This is a genomic window from Bacillus sp. NMCC4, assembly GCF_002998555.1.
Lineage (GTDB): Bacteria > Bacillota > Bacilli > Bacillales > Bacillaceae > Bacillus.
The window spans coordinates 472,765-489,195 of record NZ_PVRA01000002.1; the positions used below are offsets into that span (position 1 = coordinate 472,765).

At 39.2% G+C, this 16,431-nt stretch carries 16 protein-coding genes and 1 pseudogene; 14 read left to right on the top strand and 3 right to left on the bottom strand.

Annotated features, from left to right (window positions below; genetic code table 11):
* The first annotated feature begins 8 nt into the window (after positions 1-8).
* The 5 genes from C6Y02_RS06630 to C6Y02_RS06650 all read left to right on the top strand — a co-directional run bounded on the left by C6Y02_RS06630 (position 9) and on the right by C6Y02_RS06650 (position 4,641).
* Positions 9-221, top strand: coding sequence for a hypothetical protein (locus C6Y02_RS06630; protein WP_003212415.1), 213 nt, complete (start codon positions 9-11; stop codon positions 219-221).
* A gap of 265 nt (positions 222-486) precedes the next feature.
* Positions 487-879, top strand: a complete 393-nt coding sequence (nrdI, locus tag C6Y02_RS06635; protein WP_008360380.1) for a class Ib ribonucleoside-diphosphate reductase assembly flavoprotein NrdI — start codon at positions 487-489, stop codon at positions 877-879.
* Positions 839-2,941: a class 1b ribonucleoside-diphosphate reductase subunit alpha gene (gene nrdE / locus C6Y02_RS06640; protein ID WP_066030874.1), complete on the top strand. Its 2,103-nt coding sequence runs from the start codon at positions 839-841 to the stop codon at positions 2,939-2,941. The genes nrdI and nrdE overlap by 41 nt, the downstream gene beginning before the upstream one ends.
* A gap of 17 nt (positions 2,942-2,958) precedes the next feature.
* Positions 2,959-3,939 (top strand): class 1b ribonucleoside-diphosphate reductase subunit beta, encoded by a 981-nt coding sequence (nrdF, locus tag C6Y02_RS06645; protein WP_024424085.1) that lies wholly within the window; start codon positions 2,959-2,961, stop codon positions 3,937-3,939.
* An 84-nt stretch (positions 3,940-4,023) separates the two neighbouring features.
* Complete coding sequence (locus tag C6Y02_RS06650; RefSeq protein ID WP_106030920.1) at positions 4,024-4,641, top strand: hypothetical protein; 618 nt, start codon at positions 4,024-4,026, stop codon at positions 4,639-4,641.
* 67 nt (positions 4,642-4,708) lie between these two features.
* Here C6Y02_RS06650 and C6Y02_RS06655 read toward each other — a convergent pair whose 3' ends face one another.
* Complete coding sequence (locus C6Y02_RS06655; protein WP_106030921.1) at positions 4,709-5,467, bottom strand: N-acetylmuramoyl-L-alanine amidase; 759 nt, start codon at positions 5,465-5,467, stop codon at positions 4,709-4,711.
* A 320-nt stretch (positions 5,468-5,787) separates the two neighbouring features.
* Here C6Y02_RS06655 and spoVK point away from each other — a divergent pair, with 320 nt between their 5' ends.
* From spoVK to glnA, 5 genes are all read left to right on the top strand, one after another.
* On the top strand, positions 5,788-6,747 hold the full coding sequence (gene spoVK, locus C6Y02_RS06660; RefSeq protein ID WP_106030922.1) for a stage V sporulation protein K: 960 nt from the start codon (positions 5,788-5,790) through the stop codon (positions 6,745-6,747).
* A gap of 121 nt (positions 6,748-6,868) precedes the next feature.
* A complete protein-coding gene (hflX, locus tag C6Y02_RS06665) occupies positions 6,869-8,131 on the top strand; it encodes a GTPase HflX (protein WP_060596368.1) in 1,263 nt (420 codons plus the stop codon).
* Positions 8,132-8,149: 18 nt separating this feature from the next.
* Entirely contained in the window at positions 8,150-9,430 is a 1,281-nt protein-coding gene (locus C6Y02_RS06670; protein WP_106030923.1) for a methionine gamma-lyase family protein, read from the top strand.
* Between the two features lie 91 nt (positions 9,431-9,521).
* Positions 9,522-9,932: a MerR family transcriptional regulator gene (locus C6Y02_RS06675; RefSeq protein WP_060596372.1), complete on the top strand. Its 411-nt coding sequence runs from the start codon at positions 9,522-9,524 to the stop codon at positions 9,930-9,932.
* A 59-nt stretch (positions 9,933-9,991) separates the two neighbouring features.
* Positions 9,992-11,326, top strand: coding sequence for a type I glutamate--ammonia ligase (gene glnA / locus C6Y02_RS06680; RefSeq protein WP_060596374.1), 1,335 nt, complete (start codon positions 9,992-9,994; stop codon positions 11,324-11,326).
* Between the two features lie 107 nt (positions 11,327-11,433).
* On the opposite strand, the pseudogene C6Y02_RS19785 reads toward glnA, so the two are convergent.
* A pseudogene (locus tag C6Y02_RS19785) lies at positions 11,434-11,589 on the bottom strand (site-specific integrase); the annotation flags it as partial.
* An 87-nt stretch (positions 11,590-11,676) separates the two neighbouring features.
* On the opposite strand from C6Y02_RS19785, the gene C6Y02_RS06690 reads away from it, so the two are divergent.
* From C6Y02_RS06690 to C6Y02_RS06700, 3 genes are all read left to right on the top strand, one after another.
* Positions 11,677-12,483: a hypothetical protein gene (locus C6Y02_RS06690; RefSeq protein WP_189318241.1), complete on the top strand. Its 807-nt coding sequence runs from the start codon at positions 11,677-11,679 to the stop codon at positions 12,481-12,483.
* 134 nt (positions 12,484-12,617) lie between these two features.
* Positions 12,618-14,543, top strand: coding sequence for a T7SS effector LXG polymorphic toxin (locus C6Y02_RS06695; protein ID WP_106030925.1), 1,926 nt, complete (start codon positions 12,618-12,620; stop codon positions 14,541-14,543).
* 5 nt (positions 14,544-14,548) lie between these two features.
* The gene (locus tag C6Y02_RS06700) at positions 14,549-15,025 is read left to right on the top strand and encodes an immunity protein YezG family protein (RefSeq protein WP_106030926.1); all 477 of its coding nucleotides are present in this window, start codon (positions 14,549-14,551) and stop codon (positions 15,023-15,025) included.
* A gap of 75 nt (positions 15,026-15,100) precedes the next feature.
* Here the strand turns inward: C6Y02_RS06700 and C6Y02_RS06705 are convergent, their stop codons facing one another.
* Positions 15,101-15,484: a macro domain-containing protein gene (locus C6Y02_RS06705; RefSeq protein ID WP_262982081.1), complete on the bottom strand. Its 384-nt coding sequence runs from the start codon at positions 15,482-15,484 to the stop codon at positions 15,101-15,103.
* 279 nt (positions 15,485-15,763) lie between these two features.
* On the opposite strand from C6Y02_RS06705, the gene C6Y02_RS06710 reads away from it, so the two are divergent.
* Positions 15,764-16,306 (top strand): GNAT family N-acetyltransferase, encoded by a 543-nt coding sequence (locus C6Y02_RS06710; protein WP_034660750.1) that lies wholly within the window; start codon positions 15,764-15,766, stop codon positions 16,304-16,306.
* The last annotated feature ends 125 nt before the right edge of the window (positions 16,307-16,431 follow it).

Sequence of the window (16,431 nt, forward strand, 5' to 3'; positions counted from 1 at the left end):
ATGAGTTCATGACACACAAAATTAAAATTAATCACTGGGAACAAACTTGTGAAGACGACTCCTGTTTCGAATATGGAACAAGCGTTTCTGTAAATGGGAAAGAATTAGTCAGAGAAGCTTCAATCGTCTCTGCGCTTGAAGCGGTGCTAAAAGAATTAGGTGTTGAAGTGGAAATTACAGAAGTGTCAGAAGATTTACAGTGCGACGCCTACAAAAAATAAAACAAAAAGTCTAGTCTACTAAGCGATTTTTTTTCGTGTTATGATAGATTTCGGTTTCAGTTGAATAGGGAGTAGAGCAGTCTATTTTTAGATCCTGTTCTGCTCTATTTATTTGAACGTACGAGTTCGGCTATGAATGTTCGGCCGGGTTGGTTGATTTTTTTCGTTTCGAACATCTATATGTTGTGTTTTGAAAAAACATAGTATACTATATATAGTGAATAACGAAATGATCAACAATACTAAAAACTAGGTCGTGATGGAATTGATTCAAATCGTATTTGATTCAAAAACGGGAAATGTTCAACGCTTTTTGGACAAGACCCCTTTTACAGACAAACGAAAATTGACTGGAGAAGAGTTTTTGGATACGCCGTTTATTCTCGTCACCTTTACGACAGGATTTGGACAAGTCCCTAGTACCACTCAGTCCTTTTTAGAGAAAAATGCTCACCTTTTACTAGGTGTAGCGGTGAGTGGAAACAAAGTGTGGGGAGATAATTTTGCCAAAAGCGCCGATACGATTTCTAAACAATATCAAGTTCCTATTTTGCACACCTTTGAACTAAGCGGAACAAAAAGGGATGTTGAATTGTTTACACAGGAGGTAGAAAGAATTGTCACAAAATCAGGTTCCAAAGTGGATACAATTAAATAACGAGATTATGATTCAAAAAGAAGGAAAGTTTCAGTTTGATAAGGACAAAGAAGCTGTACATAGTTATTTCGTAGATTATATTAATCAAAACACGGTCTTCTTTCACAACTTAGAAGAGAAGATTGATTACTTAATAGAAAACGACTACTATGAGGAAGAATTTTTAAGACAATACAGCATGGCAGATATTAAAGAAGTATTCGAAGCTGCATATGCGAAGAAATTTAGATTCCCATCATTCATGAGTGCGTTTAAGTTTTACAACGACTATGCACTGAAAACAAATGATAAAAAGAAAATCCTTGAACGCTATGAAGACCGCATTTCAGTTGTAGCGCTTTTCTTTGCGGGCGGAGATAAAGAAAAAGCACTTGAGTTTGTAGAACTGATGATCAATCAGGAGTACCAGCCAAGTACACCAACATTCTTAAACGCTGGACGTAAAAGACGCGGTGAGCTTGTGAGCTGTTTCTTGCTTGAAGTGAATGACTCATTAAACGATATTTCAAGAGCGATTGATATTTCAATGCAGCTTTCAAAACTAGGCGGCGGCGTCAGTTTGAACCTGTCAAAACTTCGTGCAAAAGGCGAAGCAATCAAAGATGTTGAAAACGCGACAAAAGGTGTCGTCGGCGTGATGAAGCTTCTTGATAATGCATTCAGATATGCAGATCAAATGGGACAAAGACAAGGATCAGGCAGTGCCTACCTCAATATTTTCCACAGAGATATCAATGATTTCTTAGATACAAAAAAAATCTCTGCTGATGAAGATGTTCGTGTGAAAACATTGTCCATCGGTGTTGTCATCCCGGACAAATTTATCGAGCTGGCAAGAGAAGATAAAACAGCTTACACCTTCTATCCACACACAGTCTATAAAGAATATGGACAGCATCTTGATGAGATGGACATGGAAGAAATGTATGATGAGCTTGTAGAAAACCCGGAAATCAAAAAAGAAAAAGTCAATCCGAGAAAGCTTCTTGAAAAATTGGCTGTTCTTCGCTCAGAATCAGGCTATCCATATATCATGTTCCAAGATAATGTGAATAGAGAGCATGCATTAAACCATATTTCACGAGTGAAATTCTCAAACCTTTGCTCAGAAGTGCTTCAGGCTTCAGAGGTCTCTTCTTACACGGACTATGACCAAGAAGATGAAATTGGTCTTGATATTTCTTGTAATCTTGGTTCATTAAATATCATGAATGTCATGAAAAACAAATCGATCGAAAAAACGGTCAAACTTGCAACAGACTCACTAACACTTGTGTCTGAAACAACAGACATTCGCAATGCACCGGCTGTTCGAAAAGCGAACAAGGCGATGAAATCAATCGGACTTGGCGCGATGAACCTTCACGGGTATTTGGCTCAAAACCAAATTGCCTATGAAAGTGAAGAAGCAAGAGATTTCGCGAATACTTTCTTTATGATGGTGAACTATTATTCAATTAAACGCTCAAGTGAGCTTGCAAAAGAAAAAGGAGAAACATTCCATCGTTATGAAGGCTCTGGCTATGCAACGGGTGAGTACTTCAATAAATACGTGGAGAATGATTTCACACCAAAAACAGAAAAAGCAGCAGCACTATTTGAAGGCATGCACATTCCAACAAAAGAAGACTGGGCAGCACTCAAAGACTTTGTAGCGGAAAATGGCATGTACCATAGCTACCGCTTATGTATTGCACCAACAGGTTCCATTTCTTATGTGCAATCGGCCACAGCCTCTGTTATGCCAATTATGGAACGTATCGAAGAAAGAACATACGGCAACAGCAAAACCTATTACCCAATGCCAGGTCTTTCAGCGCAGAACTGGTTCTTCTATAAAGAAGCGTACGATATGGACATGTTTAAAGTGGTCGATATGATCGCAACGATTCAGCAGCACGTCGATCAAGGAATCAGCTTTACACTATTCCTGAAAGATACGATGACAACGCGTGACTTAAACCGTATCGATCTGTATGCACACCATAAAGGCATTAAGACACTTTATTATGCAAGAACGAAGGATACAGGGCAGGAAGGCTGTCTTTCTTGTGTTGTTTGATTAAAGGAGAGTTTAACGTGACAAAAATTTATGATGCAGCCAACTGGTCAAAACACGAAGACGATTTTACACAAATGTTTTACAACCAAAATGTGAAGCAGTTCTGGCTTCCTGAAGAGATTTCCTTAAACGGGGATCTCTTAACATGGAAATATTTAGGTGAAAAAGAGCGAGATACGTACATGAAGGTACTTGCTGGCCTGACTTTACTTGATACAGAACAAGGAAATACAGGGATGCCGATTGTGGCTGAACATGTAGACGGCCATCAGCGTAAAGCTGTATTAAACTTTATGGCGATGATGGAAAATGCGGTACACGCGAAATCATACTCAAATATCTTCATGACACTCGCACCAACTGAAACGATCAGTGAAGTGTTTGAATGGGTCAAGAAAAATAAATTCTTGCAAAAGAAAGCAGATATGATTGTCAGTTTATACCGTTCGATTCAAAAGGACGATCCGATTTCCCTCTTTAAAGCAATGGTTGCTTCTGTTTATTTAGAAAGCTTCCTATTTTACAGTGGTTTTTACTACCCGCTTTATTTCTATGGACAAGGAAAGCTCATGCAAAGTGGTGAAATCATCAACTTGATTTTGCGTGATGAAGCGATTCATGGTGTATACGTTGGATTATTAGCACAAGAAATTTACAACAAACAAACACCTGACGTGCAAAAAGAGCTATACGATTTCTCAATTGACCTCTTGAACGAGCTTTATGAAAATGAACTTCATTACACGGAAGATATATATGACCAAGTCAATTTATCGCATGATGTGAAAAAGTTCATTCGTTACAATGCCAATAAAGCGTTAATGAACCTTGGATTTGCCCCTTACTTTGAAGAAGAAGAGATCAATCCAATTGTATTGAACGGACTCAATACAAAAACAAAATCGCATGACTTCTTCTCAATGAAAGGGAACGGCTACAAAAAAGCGACGGTTGAGCCGTTAAAAGATGACGACTTCTTCTTTGGAGATGAATCATAAGTAAGGCGTAAAAGTCAAAACGCATCACTCGTTTTGGCTTTTTGCCATTTCATACAATGCGTTACATACTGGAGGTTACCGAACATGGGAAAAATGGATGAAATCATACTAGTTGCACCGCGCGCACGCGTGTTCCAAAACGAAACGCTTGCGTTTAATGGTGTGAATAGTGAAGAGAAAACAATCAACACCATTATGAAAGAAATCGAAGAGCACTTCAAGCAGATGCGCAGAGGCGATGCGGAAGAAAATCCTGACTTCAAGCAGCCGATTCCTTATGTCGTGATTAAGCGTGAGGACGAAGTGTATGTATATGAAAGGCTTCAAGGCGGGGGAGAGACTCGATTGCATCATAAGTTATCTCTTGGCTTTGGTGGTCACATGAATTTTATCGAAGGAAAAAACTTTGCTGAAATTCTAAAAGAAAATACGGATCGTGAACTAGACGAGGAACTTTCTATTCAAGAAGAAGACAAACTTGAGGTGAAAACCCTTGGATTAATTAATGATGATGACAACAGTGTCGGCCGTGTGCACATTGGCCTGTTATCAGCGCTTGAACTATCTCCAGGTGCTCATGTGGAAGTAAAAGAAACAGATCAAATCTCAGGAAAATGGATGAAAGCATCCGATTTGAAAAAGCCTGAATACTTCGATCGACTTGAAACATGGTCTCAATTTGTCGTGAACATTTTAGCATAAATGAATCAATAACAAACCGGCTCAGCAGCAGACTTGAGCCGGTTTGTTTCGTTATAACAGCTTCAGCTTATTGGAAAACGAATGCGTCGTGACCGGCCTGCTTTAATCTTGCGACGAGCTCATCCGCATTTTGCTTTGTGCGGAAAGCCCCAGCTTGCACTCGGAACATACCGCCTTCTAATACAACGAAGGCGTCAAAGCCTTTGGATTTAAGTGTGGCTGCTAATTCATCTGCATTGGCTTTCACCTTGAAAGCCCCAGCCTGTACTTTATAAAGATTACCTGCTTTTTTTTTCAGCTGAAAGGCTTTCTCTAATCCAGTGGCATGAGCGCGAGCGATGCCTTGAAGGAAGGTCGCGTTGCGGAGCTTATTGGCATCAGCTGTCGTATCGATGAAACCATTCTCTGTTAAAATAGCGGGCATAGAAGTTTCTCGAAGAACGTGGAAGTTCGCTGTTTTCTTGCCGCGGTTGGCAAAATCCACCGAGCGAACAATTTCATCATGAAGGGCATTGCGATACGTGGTGGTCGGTGCTGAAACGCCAGGATACACAAAGCTTTCAAAACCTGTGCCCCCGCCTGCATTAACATGAATAGACACGAAATAGTCAGCTCCCCAGCTGTTTGCCGCATTTGTACGCTGGGACAAAGTGACGGATTGGTCAATTGAACGACTTAAGCGGACGGAAACCCCATCATATTCACTAATCATGATATCTCTCAGTAAAAGCGCGATTTGAAGTGTGATGTTTTTCTCCAAAAGTCCATTAGCAGCAGCTCCAGAATCTGTTCCTCCGTGGCCAGGATCAATAAAAATCTTCACCATCTATTCATCACCTCGTCTTTATTTTATGAGAAAATAGAAGAATTGCCTGTACAAAATGCGGAAATCATTGAGACTCTTTTCTGCATAATTTGTGATGAGAAAGCTACATTTTTCTAAGAAAAAGCAAATTGTTGGTTTGTCCGCCTAAATTGGATGAATACAATGGAAATAGCACATCATTTCCTGGGAAACCGCAGAAATCCCTACAATATCCGGTATCTCGGGTCATTTTGACAGCAAACTTGGGCTTAAGCGGGCGATTGTCACGATTACAGCTCCACCCGAATAGAATAAAGAGAGAAGAGCGAGAGGTGAATACGTTGGAGCGAGCTGTCACATATAAAAACAACGGCCAAATCAATATTATACTTAACGGACAAAAGCAAGTATTGGTTGATGCAGATTCAGAGGCAGAATACCTAGAAGCCTTGCAGAAAAATGAGGCAAAACACAGCATCTTACGGGAAATAGAGCGTGAAATGAACAGCCTTGTCGGTATGGATGAAATGAAACGAAACATAAAAGAGATTTATGCTTGGATTTTTGTCAATCAAAAAAGGCAGGAACAAGGGTTGAAAGTAGGGAAACAAGCGCTTCATATGATGTTCAAAGGGAATCCAGGCACAGGGAAAACAACGGTTGCAAGGCTTGTCGGGAAGCTTTTCTTTGAAATGAATGTCCTCTCAAAGGGGCACTTAATTGAAGCGGAACGCGGAGATCTTGTCGGAGAGTACATTGGTCATACTGCGCAAAAAACAAGGGAGTTAATTAAAAAATCACTAGGTGGCATTTTGTTCATTGACGAAGCCTATTCTCTTGCCCGCGGAGGAGAAAAGGATTTTGGGAAAGAAGCGATTGATACCCTAGTAAAACATATGGAGGACAAACAGCACGAATTCATTCTCATTCTTGCTGGCTACTCCAAGGAAATGGATCATTTTCTATCATTAAACCCCGGCCTGCAATCAAGATTTCCAATCAATATCAGCTTTCCTGATTATACTGTCGATCAGCTCATGGACATTGCCAAACGAATGATGGCTGACAGAGAATATATATTTACGCAAGAAGCTGAATGGAAGCTGCGAGATTATTTAATGCACATTAAAAGCACCACAAGCCCTGCAAAATTCAGTAACGGCCGGTTTGTGCGAAACACGATTGAAAAGGCCATTCGAACCCAAGCGATGAGACTTCTGCTTGTGGATCATTATGATAAAAAAGATTTGCTCACCATTAAAAGTCACGATCTGCAAATGAAAGAGGATAAGCCTACTTAAAATGGCGTATCCTTTTTATAAAGAGATACTAAAATAAACCATCCGAATAGTGGTATACGTGTGATGTGTTTGGTATGATGGTACTACTGAAAACTTAAGTACAGAAAGGAAACAACTGACGTTGAATGAACATGAAATGACAGAAAAAGCGATCCTTGTCGGCTGTCAATTGCCGCATGTCACGGATGAACGCTTTCAATACTCAATGGAAGAATTAGCTTCCTTAACCAAAACAGCTGGCGGTGAAGCTGTCAGCGTGATGACGCAAAAGAGAAATAGACAAGACAGCGCAACATATATCGGTAAAGGCAAAGTAGAAGAGCTTGAAGTGCTTTGCGAGGAATTCGAATGTGATGTCATTATTTTTAATGACGAACTGTCTCCAAGTCAGCTAAAAGCTTTGGCAACTGCCTTAGATGTGAAAATTATTGATCGTACACAATTGATTTTAGACATCTTTGCAAAAAGGGCTCGTACAAGAGAGGGGAAGCTGCAAATAGAGCTTGCCCAGCTTCAGTATGCCTTGCCAAGACTAAGTGGACAAGGGATCAGCCTCTCAAGACAAGGAGGCGGAATTGGCGCAAGAGGTCCAGGTGAAACAAAACTTGAAACAGATAGACGCCATATTCGAAACCGCATTCACGAAATTAACGGGCAATTATCTACAGTCAAAGAACACCGTACAAGATACCGGGAACGCCGGAAGAAAAATGGGGTGTTCCAAATTGCCATTGTCGGATATACGAATGCCGGAAAATCTACTTTGTTTAATCAATTAACAGAAGCAGATAGTCATGAAGAGGATCTGCTGTTTGCGACGCTTGATCCAATGACACGTAAGATGACATTAGCATCTGGCTACAGTGTGCTGATTTCAGATACTGTTGGCTTTATCCAAGACCTTCCAACAACACTGATTGCGGCATTTCGTTCCACTCTTGAAGAAGTGAAGGAAGCTGATTATTTGCTTCACGTCATCGATTCTTCTAATGAGGATTACGAAGGTCACGAACGGACGGTTCATGAGCTATTAGAAGAACTAGACGCAGACCGTATTCCGATGCTGACGGTTTATAACAAAGAAGATCAAATCAGACCAGATTTCATCCCATCTTCAAAGCATCGTCATCTGTTAATCAGTGCGAGACGCGAAGAAGATGTGAAACGGTTAAAAGCGGATATCATGGCTGAACTGAAAAAAACCTTTTTAAAGCCATATCATGTGAAGATTCCAGCTTATGAAGGAAAGCTCATCTCCGCATTAAAATCAGAAACCCTCGTGGAATCACTAGAATTTCAAAAAGAAGCAGAACTTTATGACATCACCGGGTTTAGTGGTGAGGAGCAGACCATATTAGGTCAAATCAAGAAGTATATGTTGTAAGAAAGGAATTAAATCAAGATGTTTCATACATTAAAACACGGCAGTATTTTAGAAAAAGTAGCAGCAGAAACAGAACAAGACATTTTACACATGCATCAGCAAATTGATCAAAAGAGCGAACAAAATGAGTGGCGGGTGCTTGAAAGCTACCGAAAGCATAAAGTCAGTGACTCTCACTTTAACCCGACAACTGGATATGGCTATGATGATATGGGAAGAGACACGTTAGAAAAGATCTACGCGGATGTCTTCGGAGGAGAAAGCGGCCTTGTGCGTCCGCAGATCATTTCCGGCACACATGCGATTTCCATTGCGTTATTTGGTGTGCTGAGACCTGGCGATGAATTGATCTATATGACAGGAAAACCATACGATACGCTAGAAGAAATTGTAGGGATCCGCGGCAAAGAAGGGACAGGCTCATTAAAAGATTTCCAGATTGATTACAAGGCCATTGATTTAAGACAAGATGGATCCGTCGATTATGACAAAGTAAAAGAGTCAATCTCCTCTAAAACAAAAATGATCGGCATTCAGCGTTCGAAAGGCTATGCGTCAAGACCCTCCTTTACAATAGAAGAAATCGAGCAAATGATCTCATTTGTAAAAGAGATCAATGAAGAAATCATTTTGTTTGTGGACAACTGTTATGGTGAATTTACTGAATTACAAGAACCATGTCATGTGGGAGCGGATCTTATGGCAGGTTCTCTCATTAAAAACCCAGGCGGCGGCCTTGCCAAAACAGGCGGCTACATCGTTGGAAAAGAAAAATGGGTAGAAGCTTGCTCTTATCGAATGACATCTCCGGGCATCGGCAGTGAAGCGGGTGCATCGCTGTATGCGCTCCAGGAAATGTATCAAGGATTTTTCTTAGCACCGCATGTTGTGGCGCAAAGCTTAAAGGGCGCAGTGTTCACGGCTCGTTTTCTTGAGAAGCTCGGGTTCCAAACGAACCCAGCGTGGAATGCGAAAAGAACGGATTTGATTCAATCAGTCGAATTTGGCGATCCTAACAAAATGATTGTGTTCTGCCAGGCGATTCAATATGCATCTCCGATCAACAGTCACGTCACACCGCATGCGAGCTATATGCCGGGCTACGAGGATGATGTCATCATGGCAGCGGGCACCTTCGTCCAAGGAGCTAGTATCGAATTGTCAGCCGATGGACCGATCAGACCGCCTTATACAGCCTACGTTCAAGGCGGACTCACGTATGCCCATGTGAAAAATGCGATTTGCAGTGCTGTAGATGCCTTATTGGAACAAGGTTTTATCGACATACCTGCTCAATAAAAAAATCCATGTTAATATTCCTAACATAGTGTTGACACATAATATAACATGACATATAATAAATTTAAGCAAAGAGGAGGAGACAGTTGAGATGAGTGATAACATTCGCCGCTCAATGCCTTTATTCCCAATTGGGATTGTCATGCAGCTAACAGAATTATCTGCAAGGCAAATTCGCTATTATGAGGAAAATGGATTAGTATTTCCAGCAAGAAGTGATGGGAATCGCCGATTATTTTCTTTCCATGATGTTGATAAATTACTAGAAATTAAAAACCTCATCGAACAAGGTGTAAACATGGCAGGAATCAAAAAACTTTTTGCCAAAGCTGAGGCAGAACATCCAGCGTCTAATACAAAGGCCGAGGAGAAAACCACAGCCAAGCACAACTTGACAGATGATGAACTCAGGAAGCTACTGAAGAAAGAACTCATTCAGGCTGGACGTTTCCAACAAGGAACGACCTTTAGGCAGGGGGATATGTCAAGGTTCTTCCGTTAACGAATTAGCAAAAGCATTGCTATACAATTTTACCTTTTGTAGGGGAGGAGTTTTACGAAATGGCAAAATACACAAGAGAAGATATCGTAAAATTAGTAAATGAGGAAAACGTAAAGTACATTCGTCTGCAATTTACAGACATTCTCGGAACGATTAAAAATGTTGAAATTCCTGTGAGCCAGTTAGAAAAAGCTCTCGATAACAAATGTATGTTTGACGGTTCATCTATTGAAGGCTTCGTACGTATTGAAGAATCAGATATGTATCTATACCCAGATCTCAACACATTTGTTATTTTCCCTTGGACAGCAGAAAAAGGTAAAGTTGCACGCTTTATTTGTGACATTTACAAGCCGGACGGGACACCATTTGATGGAGACCCACGTAATAACTTAAAGCGTGTCTTAAAGGAAATGGAAGAACTAGGATTTAGTGATTTCAACCTTGGACCTGAGCCAGAATTCTTCTTATTTAAATTAGATGAAAAAGGCGAGCCAACGCTTGAACTAAACGATAAAGGTGGATACTTTGACCTTGCACCAACAGATCTAGGCGAAAACTGCCGCCGTGATATCGTGCTTGAGCTTGAAGAAATGGGCTTTGAAATTGAAGCGTCTCACCATGAAGTAGCACCTGGACAGCATGAAATTGATTTCAAATATGCAGGCGCCATCCGTTCTTGTGATGACATTCAAACGTTCAAACTCGTTGTCAAAACGATTGCGAGAAAGCACGGTCTTCATGCGACATTCATGCCAAAACCATTGTTCGGTGTAAACGGTTCTGGTATGCACTGTAACCTATCATTATTCAAAAATGGCAAAAACGCATTCTTTGATGAAAAAGCAGATTTACAATTAAGCGAGACTGCTAGACACTTTATCGCAGGTATCGTCAAGCACGCAACAAGCTTCACAGCGGTCACAAACCCAACGGTTAACTCTTACAAGCGTCTTGTACCTGGTTATGAAGCACCTTGCTACGTTGCATGGAGTGCACAAAACCGCAGTCCATTGATCCGTATCCCTGCATCACGCGGCATCAGCACACGTGTAGAAGTGCGCAGCGTAGACCCATCTGCAAACCCATACCTTGCACTAAGCGTATTACTTGCAGCAGGTCTAGACGGAATCAAAAACAAATTGGACGCACCAGCACCAATCGACAGAAACATTTATGTCATGGACAAAGAAGAGCGTCTTGAAAATGGCATCTCTGACCTGCCTGCAACACTTGCAGAAGCACTTGAGCTGCTGAAATCAAACGAAGTCATGATCAACGCACTAGGCGATCACTTATTCGAGCACTTCATCGAATCAAAAGAAATCGAATGGGATATGTTTAGAACCCAAGTACACCCATGGGAACGCGATCAGTATATGTCTCAGTATTAATAAATAAAACCCCTTGGAGCCATTGGCTTCAGGGGTTTATTGTTTTTGGGGGTGTTTCTTATCTTTTAAAATGAAACAGGTATCACCCACAAAAAATGATGAAAAAATCACTCCATGATCTTGGAGATGTGCTCTTCATATTTATTCATTGAATCCATGTCAATTTTTTTGCTAATATGAGAATAAATATCAGATGTTACTCGAATGCTTTTATGGCCAAGTCGCTCCTGAACATATTTCATAGATGCCCAAGATTCTAAAAGTGTAAAAACGGGGGGACAGCGCCAAATGGAGGGGCTTTTAATAAATAAAATTTTTGCAAATCTTAAATAGAAGTGAGTTGAAAGAGAATGTCTGAGAGAATAAAAAAAATTGTTAGGGCAGGAGTATCTGAAAGTCAAATAGAGAATATGAGTACTACATATCCACATAATTATCCTGATTTTAGATTATATAAGTATGTGCCTAAAATGGAAGAAGAGAAGGAGAGATTAGTTGAGGTAAGTAAAATTGTGGGAGCATACCGAGTTAAAAGTAAAGACTCTTGGTTAGAAAATTTTGATGCGATGGGAAGTAGAGTGGATTATCTTATAGATAGCCTAGAGAAAAAAGGTTTAGAAAGCTATAAAAAGTCATTTAAGGAAGATCAGGATAGGAAAATTCATCTTAGCTATTTAGAAGATTTAGATTGTTACTTCACTTCTGGAGATGGTAATCATAGAACGGTTGTAGCAAAAGTTATTGGTATGAATTATATTCAAACAAAGGTATCTCATTATCAACCAAATATAAAACGCATAAAAATCAAAAAAAAGTTAGATTTAATAAAAAAAGAAATATTTGAGAAAGTTAAAAATATGAATTTTGATCACGATGTAAATAAAAATACAGAACAAATTCATATTGATATTTTTTATAAGGAATTAATAATTCAATCAATTTTTATTGAAGATGAATATATTCTTTATCCAGTGGATCAAATAGAAAACTTACAAAAATCAAAGGATAAATTCATTCATCTTTGTTCAAAAATTGAAACCTATAAATTATTGCCTAAAATATTTAAAACTATTTTTTTGGCTTTTTATTCAAGAGGTGACCGAAAAATAAAAGATATTATTAAGGGTTTAGAACGAGAAAATTACTTTATAAAATAAAGATCTAATTAAGAAAACTAAGGAATGCCCCTGAAGTAAAAAAGGATATTCATAAATGGATAAAGTGGTATAAAGTGTCAGGCTCCTTATGGTATTCTAGTAAAAGAATATTCCATAAAAGGAGTCTTTTTTATATGAAAATATTAGATGCTCCATCTTTACTATCAGCTGTTGAACAGAGGTCAAAGGCCTATCATGAGCTTCAAGAAGAAATGAAACTTGTGAAAAAAGCATTAAAAAGTGTATCGGGATTAGGTGACGAGTTTACTGGAAAAGGTGCAGATAATATCAAAGCTTTTTATAATGATCTTGCACTATACACGGACACTTATCTTGATTTTATCGATATGCAAAAGGCTTTTTTAGATGGAGTGAAAGGAAAGCTTGATGATGAATCATTAGGCGGTAGTACATTTATTGACGAGCACTTCTTAGACGCTCAATTGAAGCAAGGCATTCAGAACAATAAAGATATGGTGAAGGAACAAAAAGAAGCCCTTACGGCTATTTTTGACGATATTAGTGATTTGATTGAATTGCAGACATTTTCGAGCAAAGAGGTAGACGAGCACTTAGATGATGCGAACAAAAAAAGAAAAGATGCAATTGAGGCTATACATACATTAGATCATGCCCTAAAAACAGAATACGCAAAGTCAGAAGCGATTGAAAAACATCTTGCAACTTTTTATTCAAAAATGATGGCTGCTACAGGAAAAGGTAAGAACGCTCAGCCCATGTATTATGATGCAAAAGCATTTCACGAGACAGATGTGTACAAGAATCATGATAAAATCGATGCACAGGTGAAAGCATATTTAAAAGTAAAAAAAGAAGAAAAAGAGAAACGAAGAATCAAAGAATTGAAAGAAAAGCTCAATGATCCTTCGTGTATATCAGTAGAGAAATACTTTGAGATTGTAGATGAAATTGGATATGAAAATCTTTCTTACGATCAAAAAATGTATTACAGCCAGCTGCTCCAAATCAAAGAGCAGGAAGAAGCTTCAGATGTATTCGTTGATAGTGTAAAAGGTGCTGCAGTGGGTCTATATGATGTGGCCAAAGATACAGTAGTTGGCATCTACGATCTTGTAACAGACCCTGGAGGTGCCGTTGAATCAGTCGTTACGGCTGTTTCTCACCCAATTGAAACATCGAAAGCGATTGGAAAATCAATTTCAGACTCATTCCAAAAAGAAGTCATAGATGGTGATGCGTATTCTCGTTCACACTGGTTCGCCTATGCGACTGGTTCTCTAGCAGAAATCGTCTTTGGTTCTAAAGGGGCAGGAGCCATCACAAAAACGGGGACAACAGCGGCCAAAACTACGGTGAAGAAAGGGCTTGAACAAGGAGCAAAATCATTAGACAGAGTCTCCATTCCTAGCCTATTGCCATATTCACCAAAGTTTCAAATGGCTGGTGGACCGAAGCTACCGTATAACGTTTTTGACGGAGAAAATCTTAAAAATAAACTCCTCTCCATGGCAAAGCGTCTAGACAACAATTCAGGATACGGAATCTCTAAGACAGGCAGACGATTACCAGCACCAAAATCACCGCCAACCGTTGTCAGTTACGGAGACCACTATGTGAGGTGGAAACGTAAAAAAGTATTAAAACCAAATGTCGTTTATTCAACAAAGCAAGGGTACACCTACACAACCGACCACTACGGAAGAATTGTCAAAGTCGAAGCAAGTGATTTAAAATACGGAGAGATCAAAAGAAACCAATATGCTCAGTCCAATTCAGGAAAGCCTGATCGATTACTAGATGATGATGGAGGTCATTTGATTGCCTCTATTTTTAAAGGGTCTGGGGATATTGATAATCTCATACCTATGAATTCACAGATCAATCGAAGTGGTGGGAAATGGTATCAGATAGAACAAGAGTGGTTAGCAGCCTTGAGGAAAGACCCACCTAAACATGTAGAGGTTAGTATTCGGCCTATCTATAAAGATGATTCATTAAGACCTGAAAGTTTTGTAGTGAGATATAAAATTGGAAAACGTTCCGTTCGTGAAACTATTAAAAATCAACCTGGAGGTTAATACTAGTGGAATCAATAGAACAATATTATAAAAAAATTGCAGAAGCAATTAATGAAATTATACCATGTGATTGGGATAAAGTTTGGATGTACGCTGAAATTCTAGACGATTCAGCTGGAATTACTTTTTATTTTACTGAACCTAATAATGAAGAATGTGTTTATGGACATGATATTCCAGAAAGATATAGAGTAAGTGACTCTACTTATGACCATTTATTAGTTGAACTCAGTGAAGTCTTTGAAGATTTGAAAAAGGAGTATATAAAAAATGGTTTAGGAGCTTGGACAACAGCTACCCTTCAGCTGGAGAAGTCAGGGAAGTTTTCAATTGAGTACGGCTATGAAGATATTCTCAATATAGGGCTTTATGGCATTCAGAGAATAGAGGTTTGGGAATATGAAACATTCGGCATTCTCCCTGAAGATGAGGAAGATAAAGAAACTGTGTTAAATTATATAAAAAATAAAAATAACAGCTAACACACATTACCCTCCAATTTAAGGAGGGTTTTTGTATGACTGTATTTTATATATTTCATAAAAACCTCATTCCCTTTATCGAAACCAATAAACCGTCACTTCACAATCACCCAATACCTCTTCAATCATGTCTTCAACAATCGTCCAATCGCCGCCCGCCAATCCACAGCCGATCCCGTAAGGAATGGCGATGGAAGTTTGGTTTTTCTTTTCATTTGAATGGGTTACTGTGTCTTTTAGGCTTTGTAAGCAGCTGCGTAAGGCATCGTAGTCCGTTTGCATTCTTTTTCTACCGTATCCAGTTTGAGCAAATAAGTTGGCAATTGTTTTTCCGTCATTAGTTGTAATGAGTTGAACGGAGCTTAACAAGTCATCTCCTTGTTCTGTACATAATTGTTTATACTTTTTGTATACATTGGGGTATTTGCTTTTGATTTGTTTGGCTAATCCAGCGCCCATGACCCCTTTACAGTTCACCTGATGACAGAGATGTCTTCACTTGCCTCTAAAATGTTACCATCCACTGTTTTGATCACATCAAGTAACCCCTTTTTAATAAAATACAAACTTATGTTCTATTTTATCAGTTTTGATCAAATTATTTAATAGCAAAAATGCTTTTTATGAGTTTCGTTTATTTGAAGACACTTCACAACAACTTGATTGTCAAAGCAGGTGCATGTCATCTAAAATATGGAGAGACTAGAAAACACGAAATGATGCAAAGAGGAGTCATTTATGAATCAATTAGAAACGAATCGTTTAATTCTTAGACCGTTTTGCGAAGAAGATGCGGCAGGGATGCTGGAGTACTTGTCTAATCCAAGAGTAAATTGTTTTCTTAGTGATCGAATTTTTTCATTAGAAGAAGCTGTGGCTAAAGTGCAAAAGAGAAAAGAAGATCATTCATATGTAGCGGTTTGTTTAAAAGAAAGTCAACTAATTATCGGTGAGTTGTTTCATTTAAAAGAGGAGCCTGATACGTATTCAATCGGCTGGAATTTCAATGCAGCATATGAAGGAAAGGGGTATGCACGTGAGAGTGCTGAAGCATTCTTGACCTATTTATTTGTAGAAAAGGGAGCAAGGCGGCTTTATGCCTATGTAGAAGATGATAATGTCCGTTCACAGGCATTATGTGAGCGATTAGGCATGCGGAAAGAAGGCCTTTTTCTTGAGTTTATTTCATTTACTACTTATGAGGACGGCACCCCTAAATATGAAAATACGTATCAATATGCTTTGCTAAAAAAGGAATGGGAGCAGCATCACTCTCTATAGAGCACTCAGTGAATGATGTGCAGGTGACAGCAAAGTGACAAACATGTCATATGATTCCATGGTTTGTTCGTTCGATCGATGGAGCGGTCATCTCATTTCAATTATCCTTGTCATAAATCGAGGAA